General features: G+C 65.0%; 14 protein-coding genes. 11 read left to right on the forward strand and 3 right to left on the reverse strand.

Annotated elements, in window-relative coordinates; genetic code table 11:
* The first annotated feature begins 36 nt into the window (after positions 1 to 36).
* The 11 genes from PLO63_02815 (at position 37) to PLO63_02865 (ending at position 10,107) form a co-directional block, all read left to right on the forward strand.
* Entirely contained in the window at positions 37 to 1,290 is a 1,254-nt protein-coding gene (locus PLO63_02815) for a beta-ketoacyl-[acyl-carrier-protein] synthase family protein (protein ID HOI73058.1), read from the forward strand.
* Position 1,291: 1 nt separating this feature from the next.
* Positions 1,292 to 2,557 (forward strand): beta-ketoacyl-[acyl-carrier-protein] synthase family protein, encoded by a 1,266-nt coding sequence (locus tag PLO63_02820; protein ID HOI73059.1) that lies wholly within the window; start codon positions 1,292 to 1,294, stop codon positions 2,555 to 2,557.
* A gap of 81 nt (positions 2,558 to 2,638) precedes the next feature.
* Positions 2,639 to 3,115, forward strand: a complete 477-nt coding sequence (locus PLO63_02825; protein ID HOI73060.1) for a thioesterase family protein — start codon at positions 2,639 to 2,641, stop codon at positions 3,113 to 3,115.
* Positions 3,112 to 4,002 (forward strand): polyketide synthase dehydratase domain-containing protein, encoded by an 891-nt coding sequence (locus PLO63_02830; GenBank protein HOI73061.1) that lies wholly within the window; start codon positions 3,112 to 3,114, stop codon positions 4,000 to 4,002. Before PLO63_02825 ends, PLO63_02830 begins: the two co-directional genes overlap by 4 nt.
* Positions 4,003 to 4,130: 128 nt before the next feature.
* Entirely contained in the window at positions 4,131 to 4,430 is a 300-nt protein-coding gene (locus PLO63_02835) for a phosphopantetheine-binding protein (protein HOI73062.1), read from the forward strand.
* On the forward strand, positions 4,412 to 5,647 hold the full coding sequence (locus PLO63_02840) for a beta-ketoacyl synthase N-terminal-like domain-containing protein (GenBank protein ID HOI73063.1): 1,236 nt from the start codon (positions 4,412 to 4,414) through the stop codon (positions 5,645 to 5,647). Before PLO63_02835 ends, PLO63_02840 begins: the two co-directional genes overlap by 19 nt.
* Before the next feature lie 22 nt (positions 5,648 to 5,669).
* Positions 5,670 to 6,527 (forward strand): lysophospholipid acyltransferase family protein, encoded by an 858-nt coding sequence (locus PLO63_02845; GenBank protein ID HOI73064.1) that lies wholly within the window; start codon positions 5,670 to 5,672, stop codon positions 6,525 to 6,527.
* Positions 6,524 to 7,129 carry a glycerol-3-phosphate acyltransferase gene (locus tag PLO63_02850; protein HOI73065.1) on the forward strand — a complete coding sequence of 202 codons (606 nt, stop codon included), beginning with the start codon at positions 6,524 to 6,526 and terminating at the stop codon, positions 7,127 to 7,129. The genes PLO63_02845 and PLO63_02850 overlap by 4 nt, the downstream gene beginning before the upstream one ends.
* A gap of 13 nt (positions 7,130 to 7,142) precedes the next feature.
* Positions 7,143 to 7,661: a hypothetical protein gene (locus tag PLO63_02855; protein ID HOI73066.1), complete on the forward strand. Its 519-nt coding sequence runs from the start codon at positions 7,143 to 7,145 to the stop codon at positions 7,659 to 7,661.
* Positions 7,658 to 8,656, forward strand: coding sequence for a BtrH N-terminal domain-containing protein (locus PLO63_02860; GenBank protein ID HOI73067.1), 999 nt, complete (start codon positions 7,658 to 7,660; stop codon positions 8,654 to 8,656). Before PLO63_02855 ends, PLO63_02860 begins: the two co-directional genes overlap by 4 nt.
* Before the next feature lie 23 nt (positions 8,657 to 8,679).
* Positions 8,680 to 10,107, forward strand: coding sequence for a radical SAM protein (locus PLO63_02865; protein HOI73068.1), 1,428 nt, complete (start codon positions 8,680 to 8,682; stop codon positions 10,105 to 10,107).
* A gap of 48 nt (positions 10,108 to 10,155) precedes the next feature.
* Here PLO63_02865 and PLO63_02870 read toward each other — a convergent pair whose 3' ends face one another.
* Genes PLO63_02870 through PLO63_02880 form a run of 3 tightly spaced genes read right to left on the reverse strand, consistent with a single transcriptional unit; the run spans position 10,156 to position 13,048 of the window.
* Complete coding sequence (locus tag PLO63_02870) at positions 10,156 to 10,413, reverse strand: phosphopantetheine-binding protein (GenBank protein HOI73069.1); 258 nt, start codon at positions 10,411 to 10,413, stop codon at positions 10,156 to 10,158.
* 48 nt (positions 10,414 to 10,461) lie between these two features.
* Positions 10,462 to 10,854 carry a hypothetical protein gene (locus PLO63_02875; protein ID HOI73070.1) on the reverse strand — a complete coding sequence of 131 codons (393 nt, stop codon included), beginning with the start codon at positions 10,852 to 10,854 and terminating at the stop codon, positions 10,462 to 10,464.
* Between the two features lie 19 nt (positions 10,855 to 10,873).
* Positions 10,874 to 13,048, reverse strand: coding sequence for a hypothetical protein (locus PLO63_02880; protein ID HOI73071.1), 2,175 nt, complete (start codon positions 13,046 to 13,048; stop codon positions 10,874 to 10,876).
* Between the last annotated feature and the right edge of the window lie 169 nt (positions 13,049 to 13,217).

Genomic DNA, 13,217 nt, shown 5'->3' on the forward strand with positions numbered 1-13,217 from the left:
GGCCCGCCAAACCCCTTTACGAATCGCAAGGACGGCATGCACCCCGATCAGCGACCCGTCATTCTCGGATACGATGCTGTTTCCCCCTTGGGCGTGGAGTGGGAGGACCAGTGGCGGCGCGCCGCAGGAGGCGACAGCGGCGTCGGTCCCCTGACGCGCTTTCCCCTCCGGGAGGGGTTTCCCGTCCGGGTGGCCGGCCAGGTGGACGGGTTCGACGAGACCCCCTATCCCTTTCTGAAGCCGCGGGAGATGGCGCACTGGACGTCGCCGATTTTCAGGCATGCTCTCCTTGTGGTCCACCGGGCACTTCGCCGGGCGGGTGTCGAGATCACAGGGGATTTGGCGCCCCGCGTGGCCGTCACCTTCAGCACCGCCGTGGGCGGCCTCGACGCCGTCATCTCCGCCGACCGCCTCCTCGTATCGGAGGGACGGCTGCCCCACCCCTTCACGAACGCCAATTCCTGCGTCAACATGGTGGGCGGAAAGGTGTCCATCCTGACAGGGGCCACGGGCCCCATCTGCTCCCCCATCACGGCCTGTGCCACCGGGTCCTCCTCCCTGATCCTGGGGGCGATGTTCCTTCGGCAGGGCATGGCCGATGCCGCGATCTGCGGCGCCGTGGATTTTTCCCTGGTCGAGCCGATCGTCGCCGGTTTCGCCACGATGAACGGGGCTTACCGCCCCAAGGAAGGCCGGCCGGAGGAGAATCCCCGCGCCGTGAGCCGTCCCTTTTCCCGGAATCGGCGTGGATTCGTCATCTCCGAGGGGGCCGGATGCTTCATCCTCGCCACGAAGGACTTCGCCCGGGCCCATGGACTGCCCTGGAGGATCGAAGTGGCCGGCTGGGGAATGACCTCGGACGCGTACCACTTCGTGGCTCCCAAAAGGGAAACGATCCGGCGCTGCATGACCGAGGCGATCGAGCACGCCGGAATCGAACCCGGCGACGTGGACGCCGTCAACGCGCATGCCGCCTCGACGAGGGTGGGCGACAAGGTGGAGGCGGAGGCCCTGGGAGATCTTTTCGGGGACAGGATTCCCCCCGTGTCGGCCAACAAGTCCCAGATCGGCCACGCCATGGGGGCCTCCAGCGCCATCGAGGCGATTCTCGGCATCGAGGGGATGCTCCGGGACACCCTTCTGCCGACCATCAATTACGATGCGGACCCGGAGATCGTCCTGGACTGCGTCCCCGGGGAAGCCCGCCGCGGGGAGCAGGAGTTTCTCCTGAAGAACGCCTTCGGATTCGGCGGATGCAACGCCTGCATTGTCTTCCGGAGGTCCGGATAGAATGCGGCCCCCGAGGAACAGACGCGTCTTCGTTGTCGGGTACGGCGCCGCCACGCCCCTGGGGGGAACCCTCGCCCGGACCTGGGAGAGGGCTGTTCGGGGCGAGGCGGGCTTCCGGACCATCACCCGCTGTGCGGTGGACGCCGCGTCGAAAGTGGTCGGCGAGATCCCCGACTGGGACCCCCGGGCGTACCGCTTCGCCAGCGCCAAGGAGGTCTACAACTGGAACGCCGCCTTCGTGCTGCTCACCATGGCCCTCTGCAAGGATGCCCTCGATGACGCGGGTCTGGCCATGGATGCCGGGACGGCGCCCCGGACGGCCTGCCTCGTCGGGTCGGCCCTCAACGGAACGGACGCCTTCCGGATCGCGTCCGAGCAGCTTCGGGAGAGGGGGCCCCTCCGGGTGAGCCCCTACCTGCTGCCCAACCTCTGCGCCAACCTCCCTTCCGGCAAGGCGGGCATTCTCCTGGGTTTCACCGGTCCCGTCTTTTCCCCCCAGGGGGCCTGCGCGTCGGGAAACCACGCCATCGGCCTCGGGGCCCGGATGATCCGGGACGGGGACTGCGATTTCGTCCTTGCCGGGGGTGTGGACATGCCGATTTTGCCGGAGCTGGTGCACGGCTTTGAGAACATGAACGCCACCATCAGGATCGGTCCGAAGGACCGGGCCTGGAACGATCCGTCCCAGGCCTCGCGGCCCTTCAGCCGCGACCGGAGGGGCTTCGTCCTGGCTGAGGGTGGGGCTGTCCTGGTCCTGGCGGCGGAGGACTGTCTCGGGTCGCAGGGACTGACACCCCGGGCGGAGGTCCTCGGGGTGGGCTGGACCTCCGACGCCTTCCACTTCACAAACCCGCGGCAGGAAACCATTGTCCGGGCGATCCGGGAGGCCATTGAAGACGGGGGGATCTCTCCGGCGGACGTGCAGTACGTCAACGCCCACGGGACGTCTACGCCGAAGGGGGACGCCGCGGAAATCGCCTGCCTCCGGGAGGTCTTTGGCCGTCATCTGAAGACCATGGCCGTGTCCTCCAACAAGTCGCAGATCGGCCACACCCTCGGGGCGGCGGCGGCCATCGAGGCGGTCCTCACCATCGAGGGCATGCGGCGCGGGGTGATCCTGCCCACGATCAACCACATTCCCGATCCGGCCCTGGAGGACGTGGACGTCGTCCCCAACGAAACAAGGAAGCAGGCCGTGGAGATCGCCCTGTCCAACGCCTTCGGTTTCGGCGGCACCAACTGCTGCATCCTTTTCCGGGGGGCATGAAGAGAAGAACAGCGCCGGGGCGGTCCCGGCGGAATCGTCGGGAGACGACGATGCGAACGATCGATCTTGGGACAACCTGACATGAAACCAAAACCCTTTCTCCCGGAACCCCTTGCGGATGCCCGTTTCGTCCGGGACCGGACAACGGGCCTGGCCTGGCACCGCTGCTCCAACCGGACCCTGTATGCCGACACGGACCGGTCCGCCGTGGTCTACCACGCCAACTACCTCCGGTATTTCGAGATGGGCCGGGCGTCCCTGATGCGCGACGCCGCCTACCCGTACCGGGAAATCGAGGAGAGCGGCTTCGTTTATCCCATTATCGATCTGGCGGTGCAATTCTACCAGCCGCTGCGCTATGACGATCCCATGTGGATCCACACCCGGCCCGGCGAACTGGAGCGGGTCCGCCTCCGGTTCGATTACGTCGTGACGCATGCCGAGACGGGGGTCCTGGTCTGCAGGGGCCACACCCGCCACTGTGCCCTGAACCGGGCGGGCAGGCCCGTGGCCGTGGATCCCAAGACGGTCCACCTCTGGAAGAGCTTCCCGCCATGACGGCGCGGGAAAGCGAATCCGTGAAAATCGCCGTCCCGGCCTGGCTGCGGGACCATTCCCTCGAGGGACGGACGATCCTGCCCGCCGTGGAGATTCTGGAAATCCTCGCCGATTCCGTGCAGGGCCGCTTTCCGGACACCGGTGTGCGGATCATGGAAGAGGCCCTGTTCCCCCGGTTTCTCGTCCTCGATCCCGGGTTGACCGTCCTGGACGGCCGGATCGAATGGCAGCCGCTGGAGGGCGGCCGTGTGAAGGCGGTCCTCGGGACGGCGGTCCGGTCCCGTTCGGGAGCCATCGGCCGGCTGGCGGTTCACGGGACAGCCGTCTTCGGGGGAGAAGCGGAGACAATAGCGCCTCCGGAAGAGGTGCAGGCGGCGCTGCGGACGGACCGGTTCACTGTTCCGGCCGGCCTGCTGTACCGGGATCTGGTCCCCTTCGGGCCGGCTTTTCGAAACGCCCGGGACCCCATCGAGATCTGGGAGGAGGGAGCGGAGGCCGTCCTGGAAGCCCCCGACGGCAGGCATTCCCTGCGGCTGCTCGGATCCCCCTTCGTGCTGGATGCCGCCCTGCACGTGGCCTGTGCCTGGTGCCAGCGTTACGGAGACACGGTTGCGCTTCCCGTCGGATTCGCGAGCCGAAGGATCGTCCGGCCGATTGCACCCGGCGAGTCCTGCCGGGTGAGGATGGATGCGAGAGGCGTTTCGGCGGGGACGTTTTGTTTCGATCTCGTGATCCTGGACTCGGATTGCAGCCTGCGGGAGACCCTTTGGGGGGTGCGGATGCGGGATGTGAGCCGGGGGCGCCTGCGGCCGCCCGCCTGGATCCGGACCGGGCGGGACGGGGCATCCGGAGAGCCGGTGCCGGGAAGCGGGAAGCCCCCCGCTTGACTTTTCGGGGAGGGGAAAGATACAAGGGGCGGGAGGCGTGTGAAACAAACGCCGTTATCCCCTGCGGAGTTGTTTTTTCCGGCGGGCCCGGCAAATTCCGATTCCAGAAAGGTGCGTTGAACAGGAACATGACACGCGAGGCGATCGAAGCCGAAATCCGGCGGATTTTTCTTCAGGAGTTCGAGATTGAAGACCCGGCCATGGACGCGGATCTCCGGGAAGCCTACCAGTTCGACAGCATCGACGCCATCGAGCTGCTGGTGGAGATCGAGCGGTTCCTGGGCTCCGAGCTGACCATGGAGGAGAAAAAGAGGGCCATGGATATCCGTACGGTTCGCCAGATCTGTGCTTACGTGGAGGATCTCGATCGGATCCGCCGTCCCGGCGGAGGCCGTCCCATCGGAGAATTATGCAAAGAAGGGTCGTAATCACAGCGGCATCCGCCATTACCCCGATCGGCCACGGCCGGGAGAACATCGTGCGGAGCCTCCGGCAGGGAGTCTCGGGCGTAAAGCCCCTCCGGCGGGATGATCTCCTTGCGCCCTTCATCCACTCCCAGGTCTTCGGCACCGTCGATTATCCCATTCCCTTTGACTTCAAGCGGGTCAACCGGAAAACCATGGGCCCCGTCGGATACTATGCCTGCCAGGTGGCGAAGGAGGTCCTGGAGGCCTCCGGCCTGGAGCAGGAATTCATCACCTCCGGCCGGCTGGGGGTGGCCTTCGGGTCCACCCACGGCAGCCCTACGATACAGCGGGACATTTACCGGGTCTTCCACAGCGCCGACCGGGCGGGCGTCGCTTCCATCGGGGCGGTGGATTACCTGAAGTCGATGGTGCACACCACGGCGGTGAACATCACCAAGATGTTCGGCATCACCGGGCGCGTCATCGCCTCGTCGACCGCCTGCACCACCAGCAGCCAGTCCATCGGCTTCGGCTACGAGACGGTCCGATACGGCATGCAGGACGCCATGCTCTGCGGCGGAGCCGACGAGTACGACACCACCACGGTGGCCGTCTTCGACAACCTTCTGGCCTGTTCCACCGGATTCAACGACGAGCCGCAGAGGACTCCCCGTCCCTTCGATGTCCGCCGGGACGGTCTTGTGGTCGGGGAGGGAGCGGGAGCGGTCCTCCTGGAGGAGTACGATTCTGCGCGCCGGCGGGGGGCTCCCATTCTGGCGGAAGTCGTCGGATTCGCATGCAACAACAACGGAGGGGACCTGATCCTTCCGAATCTGGCCGGCATACGGGAAACCCTGCGCCTGGCTCTCCGGGACGCCGGCATGACACCAGGCGAGATCGATCTCGTCAGTGCCCACGCGACAGCCACGAAGATGGGGGACATCATCGAGGCTCAGGCCATCTCTGCCGTCTACGGAGACCACCCCCTAGTGACGGCCCTGAAGAGCTACATGGGGCATACCATGGCCTCCTGCGGGGTCATCGAGACGATCCTGGTCCTCTACATGATGCAGGAGGGCTTCGTCGCGCCGACTCTGAACCTGGAAGAGGTGGACCCGCGGTGTGCCATGATCCGCCATGCCACCTCACTCGCGGAGACCCCCGTTCGGACTGCCGCCGTCCAGAATTTTGCCTTCGGAGGGGTCAATACGGGCCTGATCCTCCGGAAGGATCCGTGATTCCGCCTCCCGGACGGTGCAGATGAATCCGACGCGACCCACGATCCCCCGCCGCTCAGCATGCAGGTCGCTGATCGATCTCCTGGTGACGCTCCTCCTCTGGGTCTATTTCCTGGCGGGAACGCTGATCCTGCCGTTCTATGGTCTGGTGCGCCTGTTCTCGAACGACCGGGAGGCGTCCTTCCAGGGGATGAACAGCCGTTTCTACCGGGGATTCTTCCGGCTCGTCCAATGGCTGATCCCCGGGCTTTCCCTCCGGATCGGAGAGGACGTCCGGACGCTGCGCTCGGCGGTCATTGTCTCGAACCACCTGTCCTTTCTCGATCCGATCCTGCTGATCTCCCTTTTCGACCGACAGAAGACCATCGTCCGGAGCGATTTTTTCAACTATCCGATCTTCGGCTGGGTCCTGAAGACGGCGGGATACCTCCCCTCCTCGGCAAACGGGGACCGTTTCTCGACCCTGCTGATCCAGCGTGTGGAAGACATGGATCGCTATCTTGCCACGGGGGGCAATCTCTTCATCTTTCCCGAGGGGACGAGAAGCCGGAGCGGTCGCCGCCGGCCCTTCAGCCGGGGTGCCTTCCGCATCGCCGCCCGCTGCCGGGCGCCCCTCGGCGTGGTCCGGATCACGAATACCCACCTGCTGTTTCCGCCGGACCGGTTTCTTTTTCGAACGGGCATCCGGGAGCCGGTGTCTGTCGAGCTGCTGGCACTTCTGCACCCTGACTGGGATGCACCGGACTTTTCACTGAACGAGCTGATGGCCCGGGTGCAGGCCCTTTACGATGAGCGGGAGCAACGGGACGGGGAACGGGATCCGTCGCCGGCGGCCGGCCCCGGCGGAAAGCCGTCCGGAGGGGAGGCCGGGACACCGTGACGGAATGCCTGTTGGGGGCGGCCGTCGTCTATGTCGCCGCCTCGGTGAACTTCGCCATCCTCATCCTCACCGTCCTGGGGAAGGGGGATCCACGGGGCCGATTCAGCGGGAATGCGGGAACCACGAACGTATACCGCATGGCCGGCCCCTTCTGGGCGGCGGTGGTCCTGCTTCTGGACGTGGGACGGGCCGTGGCAGCAGCGGTCCTGGGCTCGATGCTTTTGCCTCCGAATCAGGTCCCCTGGCTGGGCCTGGCACTGGTGGCGGGAAACCGTTTCCCCTGTTTCCATGGCTTCCGGGGCGGAAAGGGTGTGGCCGCCTACCTGGGTTTCGCGGGGGCCCTGGCCCCGTGGGCGGCGGCCCTGGCGGCGGCGCTGTGGCTGGTTGTCTTCTCGGTCGTCCGGGTGCCCTTCGTGGCCTCCTTCTACATGATCGCCGCCCTCACGGCTGGAGAGGGACTGGCTTCCGGGGCGTCAGCAGGCGCCGCCGCAGCGGTGTCGGCGACGGTCCTTTTGATTCTGGCGGGCCACCGGCGGAACATCCGGGAGATCGGGAAGGGGAAGAAGACGGATGCCTCCGTGATCGAATCGGGGGCCGGATGACAGGAGATGCACGATGAAAAAAGGGGAAGTGCCGCAGGACGACATCCGCCATTTCCGGACCGCCCGCAAGGCGGCCTATGCCGTGGACGAGGAGGGACATTACACGACCGTTCCGACCACCGGCTGGGACGTGGAGGAGGTCATCCTGTACCAGGCCATCGGGGAGTTCGAGGAGCTGGCGGAGGCCTGCCGGCAGCGCGTCCTCCGAGGGGAAGACTCGCCCATTGCCTTTTTCATGTACAAGCGCTGCATGGATCCCACGGTCCTGGCCCAGGCCATGGGCCTGCCGAAATGGAGGGTCAAGCGTCACCTGAAGGGGAAGGTCTTCGCCCGGATGGGGGAGGAGATGCGGAAGGAATATGCCAGGATCCTGCGGGTTCCCCCGGACGCCCTCGCGCCGTTTCGTCCAGAGGTGCTGGATGGGGAGACCTACGAGCTGCCCCCCGGACTCTCCACGGAAGACCGGGAGGCCGGAAGAATCCCCGGGCCCAAATCGGAAGACGGAAAAACGAATGGAAGGAGCGCTTCTTGAAGCACGTCATCGATTTTGAACACCGCCATTACGGCCACTGCGAGAGCGGAGTCGTATCCGGCCTCCTCCGGCACAGCGGGCTCGACCTTTCGGAAGCGATGGTTTTCGGGCTCGCCAGCGCCATCATGTTTGCCTACGTGCCGTTCCTCCGGATGAACAACATGCCCACCATTTCCTACCGGATCCTCCCCCGGACCATCATCAGCGGCATCCAGAGCCGCCTGGGGGTTCCCTTCCGGAAGCGGACCTATCGGGATCCGGGCCGGGCGATGGAGGAACTGGTCGATTTCATGCGGAAGGGGCAGATCGTGGGACTCCAGACATCGGCCTACTGGCTGACGTACTTCCCGCCGGAGATGCGGTTCCAGTTCAATGTCCACAACCTGATCGTATTCGGGGTGGAGGATGGCGAATTCCTGGTGAGCGATCCCGTCTTCGAGCATCCCGTCCGCATCCAGGCGGCGGACCTGGAGAATGCCCGTTTCGCCAAGGGCGTCATGGCCCCGAGGGGGTTTGTCTACCACCCCGAAGCGGTCCCGTCGTCGGTCGACCTGCCGGTCCTGATCCGGAAAGCGATTGCCCGGACCCTCTTCATGATGCTCTCCTCACCGCCCCCCTTCGGGATCCGCGGGATCTTCTACCTGGCCCGGAAGATCGAGCGGCTGGACCGAAGCAGGGACGGCCGCTACATCCGCCTCTTCCTTGGACATATGATCCGGATGCAGGAGGAGATCGGTACGGGCGGGGGCGGGTTCCGCTTCATGTATGCCGCGTTTCTCCAGGAGGCGTCGGAGATCCTGCGTTCGGCCGCTCTTCAGGAGGCGTCGGGGAAAATGACCCTGGCGGGGGATCAGTGGCGGACCTTCGCGCTGGCCTGTGCGAGGATGATCCGGCAGCGCGACGGCGCTCCGGACCTGAGGGAAATCGCCGCGCTGCTCCGCCACTGCGGCGAGATGGAGCGGGACGTGTACGTGCTGCTGAAAAAGGGGATCTGAGGTCTCCGCGGGGGAGGTCGTCGATGCGTGTCGCCCTGGTCCAGCCGGCCGGGTCCAACTGGGTCCGGGGCCGCCGGGACATGGCCGCCGTGGCCAACCGGATGGCTCCGCTGGGTCTCCTGTCCATAGCCGCCTGGCTCGAGCGCGAGGGGCACGAGGTGTCGGTCCTGGACTGCCTGGGACCCGGCGCCGCGCCGGATGTGGAGTCGGTCGTCCGGAGCCTGCTTGGATTCCGCCCCGACCTGGCGGGATTCTCCACCACCACGTCCAGTTTTCTCGACGGCCTTGCCCTGGCGGTCCGCCTGAAGGAGGCCGCCCCGGGAATCCGGACCGTCTTTGGCGGCGTCCATGTCTCCGCCGTCGGCGGGTCGCTCCTGGAGCGGTTCGAGGCCATTGATTATCTCTGCCCCGGGGAGGGAGAGGCCACCCTGGCGGCGCTGGCCGGCGGCGGGGATCCGCGGGAAATCGACGGCCTCATTTGGCGAGACGGGGAGCGCGTCGTCGCCAACCGGGCCAGACCGACCCTGCCCGACCTGGATCGACTTCCTTTCCCGGCGTACCACCTGCTCCGGGGGTTCCCGCGGGGCTACAACCTTCCGCTGTTCAGCTATATCCGGACGCCGGGAGCCACCATGGTGACAAGCCGCGGCTGTCCTTACCGCTGCAGCTACTGCGACCGGTCCGTCTTCCGGCAGTCCTATCGCATGAATTCCCCGGAATACATCTACGAGCACCTGAGCCACCTGCGGCGGCATTTCGGGGTGCGCCATGTCAACATTTACGACGACCTGTTCACGGCCCACCGCCCGCGGATCGCCGAGCTCTGCCGGCTTCTCCGTTCCCGGCCCCTGGGGATCCAGTTCAACTGCGCCGTCCGGGCGGGCCATACGGATCGCGAGCTCCTTCGGATGCTCCGGGAGGCGGGCTGCCTGATGGTTTCCGTGGGCATCGAATCGGGGGAGCCGGAGTTGCTGGCCCGGCACAAGGCCGGGGTGACCCTGGAGGAGATGCGGGAGACGGTGGCGCTGATCCGGGAGAGTGGACTCCGGGCGAAGGGGCTGTTCATGATGGGGCTGCCCGGCGAGACGGAGGAGTCGATCCGGAAGACCAGCGACTTCTGTCTGTCCCTGGAACTGGACGACATGAATATGGCCAAGTTCACCCCGTTCCCGGGGGCGCCCGTCTGGGGCTCTATCCGGGAGGAGGGAGCCTTCGAGGAGGACTGGCCGCTGATGAACTGCCTGAACTTTGTCTTCGTGCCCCGGGGAATCGCCTCGCGGGACCGCCTCGATGAGCTGTACAACCGGCACGTGAAGCGGTTTTACACCGACCCGGGCTGGCGGCGCCGCCTGATCCGCCGGACCTGGCAGCACCGCTGGAGCCTCTGGTACCTGTTCTCCCACCTGCCCCAGTTCTGGACGGCGAAAAACTCGTTCCAGCCGAAGGGGTGACCGCGCCCATGATCCCGGGATAAACCGGGACGCCCCGGCTCCGGGATTCTATTTCGTCCGGTGGTTGAGGATGTAGTCTGCCAGCGCGTTGAGCGAGGCGAACACCTTCACCCCCAGCTCCTTGTTGTCGATCTTGACGCCGTAATCCTTCTCGATCATCATCACCAGCTCGAGCACGTCGATGGAGTCCAGGCCGAGGTCTCCACCGACCAGCGCTCCTTCCTCGTCAATATCCTCCGGGGCCACGTCCAGCAGGCCCAGCGTGGAGATAATCTTCTCTTTCAATTCCTGCTTCAGATTGTCCATTTGCTTCTCTTCTCCTTGCCGAAAATAACCGGGCCCGTTCACGGGCCTTTATCCATCTCCATTCCGCCCTTCCCCGGACGGGCGGGAAAGGGGAGGGCGGAGCAGGATTCGCTCCATGAACCGCCGGGTGGCGTGCTTCATCAGCAGCCTGATGTACCGGGCCCCCGCAAGCCATGCCCCGGCGAGGAACACCAGGTGGGACAGGCCGTACGTCAGGGGGCCGCCGACGGCGATGATCAGGGGTTCCCGGAACCAGGCGGCCAGCACTCCGAATGCGGCCACGGCGGGCCAGCCGATCACGTAGCTGAGGCCGACGAGGAAGAGGCCCGCCCACACCCGGGGGGAAGGTTTTCTTCGGATTTCCCGCAGGTCCGGAGGGTGTTCGAGAGCGTCCCGGACATAGGCCGTCCGGGCCAGGCGCTCCGCGATTTTCCGGATCATGCCCGGACCTTCCTGCGTATCACCGGGAGATCCGGACGTTCTGAAAGGCGAAATCAAACTCCTGCCACGACCAGAAAACCTTGCGGAAGTAAATGTAGGGATGAATCGTCAGCTTGCTGATGGATTTCATACCGGGGACCTGCTTGAAGTGCAACAGGACGCTTTTGGTCGCCCGGCCATCGAGAGGCACCCCCCTGTTTCCTGCACTGTACATGGTCGTCTTCTCGTTCCCGCTGTAGAACGTGACTTCCGACACGTTGTGTTGCTTTCCCTCCGAATCGGTAATCCGGGACTTGGTCCAGCGATAGGCATGGTCGTACAGGGCCACGCTGCGGATCGAGTCCTCCGTCAGGTTGGTGATGTCCACCCGGACCAGGATGTCCTTGCCGGCGGATTTCACGCTGATCAGCTCGAACAGGACGTCGTTGCCCTCGTGGGAGCCGATGGCATGGGGGTTCCGCCGGACCGGCGTCTTCGCCGCCGGAGCCGGTGCGGCGGGCTTTTCGACATCCCGGGACGGCTCCGGAGACGGAAGGATCTTTGCGAAGAAGCCGTCATCCTTGTCCTTCTCCTCGGGAGGTTTGGCAGCCGGGGTGTGCTCAGCGGGTTTCCGTTCGATCGGTTTGCGATTCACCTGTTTGCGATCGGAGGATTTGCGGTCGGCGGGTCTGCGGTCGACGGGTTTCCGTTCGGCGGGCCTGTAATCGGCCACCCGTTTCCCGTCATCCGCGCTCTCCTCCAGGACGGTCCGCACCCGGAACGCCATCTTCACCCGGACGCTGTCCCCCTCGTTGATGAAGGAAATGAGGCGGACGGACTGGATCCGGGCCTCCGTCACGGCCTGGTGGGACGATTCACCGGTGACGGTGAAATTCGTCACCTCCGTGGTGGATGTGGAGTGTTGTGTCTTGGCGTCGTTTTTCACCTCCGCCAGCTTGTCGATGATCGCAAGTGCCGAGGCCTCGGCCGGCGTCTGGGATCCCCGGGCCGTCGCCAGGGCGGTCTTGAAGATGATGGATTCGCGGACCCGCTTGGTGTCGTGCAGGGCTTGCTGGGCGTCCCGGAAGGCCTTGTCCGCTTCCTCCTTCTGAGATTGGACGGCGGCCGCTTCGCGGGTCGTCTTGTCGAGCTGTTCCTCGCGGCGCTTCAGGATGGACGCCTGGCTCTCCTTGTCCGCCTGGGCCTCCCGAATCCTCTTCTGGAGAGAGGCGATGCGGTCCTGGTAGGACTTGACCTGCTCCTGGAGTCCTTCCTCGGCGGCGGCGTTTGTCTGTGCGGTCTCGCGGATCAACCGGTAAGCGCGGTCGAGATCATGGGCGGTGGGGGTATAGCGGTTCTCGACGAGAAAATTGTCCAGGTCCTTCTTGCTCGTCACAACGACTGCCCGGATACCCCGGGATGCCGGCGGCGGTTTGACACGCCCCCCCTTCGGGGCCTGGAAGGGATAGAGCTCGTAGCGCTTCAGCCGGAGATAGGTCGTTCCCCTTGTGCCCTTTTCCATCTCGTAGCGGAGGGGTTCCTCGTTGTTCCACTTGGCCGTTCCCTCCTCGATGGCGCGGATGAAGTCCACCGACAGGACCGTATTGATGACCTTCGAAAAGGACTGGATGTAGGTGCCCATGTGCTGGGCCATCAGGGGGGCGGAGGCCTGGTCGGCCAAGGCCTCCAGTGTATGGGCCTTGTCCTTGAAGCCCCGGGTGAACAGGACCGCCACGGCGGCCTCTCCCTGCTTCTCGGTCTGGAGCCATTTCTTGAGGGAGGCCTGCTGGGCCTGGATGTCCTGGTTGTAGCGGGCAACTTGGCTGTCCAGGTTCTCGATGCCGGTCCGGATGGTCCGGACGTTCTTCTGCTGCTCCTCCCGTTCCGAAAAAACAGCCTGGTATCGGCTTGTCAGATCGTCCCGTTTCTTCTTGGCACGGACAAACTCTCGATTTGCGTTGGAAATCCCCTTCTTGTAGGCGGAGTCATCGTGCTCCTTTTCCTCCTCCGCGGACTTCAGGTTCGCCCTTTCCTCCTGGGACGTGGAAAAGCCCTCCCGCTTGTCCACCTCCGAGCGGATAGTCTCCCTGACTGCGCCGGTATCGTCGGAGCGGAGTGTCACCCAGCGACTCAGGGGTACGGTGGCGGCAAGGACCGGGACGGCCAGGAGCAGAACGAGCATAACCGGGACCCATTTTCGGATGGCCGCAGGCATGGATCATGATCCTTTCTGTATTATGCCCGGCAACAGGCTGGAACGAAAGAAAGACAGCAGGTACCCGGAACCCTCGTTTTGAGGACCCGATTCCCCTCCTCCGGGCAGGGCGTAATCTAATGGATCGATTGCCTGATGTCAAATCATTTTCAGCGATTACGAGGGAACA

This window comes from Syntrophales bacterium (genome assembly GCA_035363115.1).
Classification (GTDB): Bacteria; Desulfobacterota; Syntrophia; order Syntrophales; family PHBD01; genus PHBD01.

Bases quoted from the DNA above. Each gene is read 5' to 3' on its own strand.
- PLO63_02830 (HOI73061.1), top strand. From the start codon at position 3,112: ATGACGGCGCGGGAAAGCGAATCCGTGAAAATCGCCGTCCCGGCCTGG.
- PLO63_02825 (HOI73060.1), top strand. From the start codon at position 2,639: ATGAAACCAAAACCCTTTCTCCCGGAACCCCTTGCGGATGCCCGTTTC.
- PLO63_02875 (HOI73070.1), bottom strand. From the start codon at position 10,854: ATGATCCGGAAAATCGCGGAGCGCCTGGCCCGGACGGCCTATGTCCGG.
- PLO63_02840 (HOI73063.1), top strand. From the start codon at position 4,412: ATGCAAAGAAGGGTCGTAATCACAGCGGCATCCGCCATTACCCCGATC.
- PLO63_02855 (HOI73066.1), top strand. From the start codon at position 7,143: ATGAAAAAAGGGGAAGTGCCGCAGGACGACATCCGCCATTTCCGGACC.
- PLO63_02865 (HOI73068.1), top strand. From the start codon at position 8,680: ATGCGTGTCGCCCTGGTCCAGCCGGCCGGGTCCAACTGGGTCCGGGGC.
- PLO63_02815 (HOI73058.1), top strand. From the start codon at position 37: ATGCACCCCGATCAGCGACCCGTCATTCTCGGATACGATGCTGTTTCC.
- PLO63_02835 (HOI73062.1), top strand. From the start codon at position 4,131: ATGACACGCGAGGCGATCGAAGCCGAAATCCGGCGGATTTTTCTTCAG.
- PLO63_02870 (HOI73069.1), bottom strand. From the start codon at position 10,413: ATGGACAATCTGAAGCAGGAATTGAAAGAGAAGATTATCTCCACGCTG.
- PLO63_02845 (HOI73064.1), top strand. From the start codon at position 5,670: ATGAATCCGACGCGACCCACGATCCCCCGCCGCTCAGCATGCAGGTCG.
- PLO63_02820 (HOI73059.1), top strand. From the start codon at position 1,292: ATGCGGCCCCCGAGGAACAGACGCGTCTTCGTTGTCGGGTACGGCGCC.
- PLO63_02880 (HOI73071.1), bottom strand. From the start codon at position 13,048: ATGCCTGCGGCCATCCGAAAATGGGTCCCGGTTATGCTCGTTCTGCTC.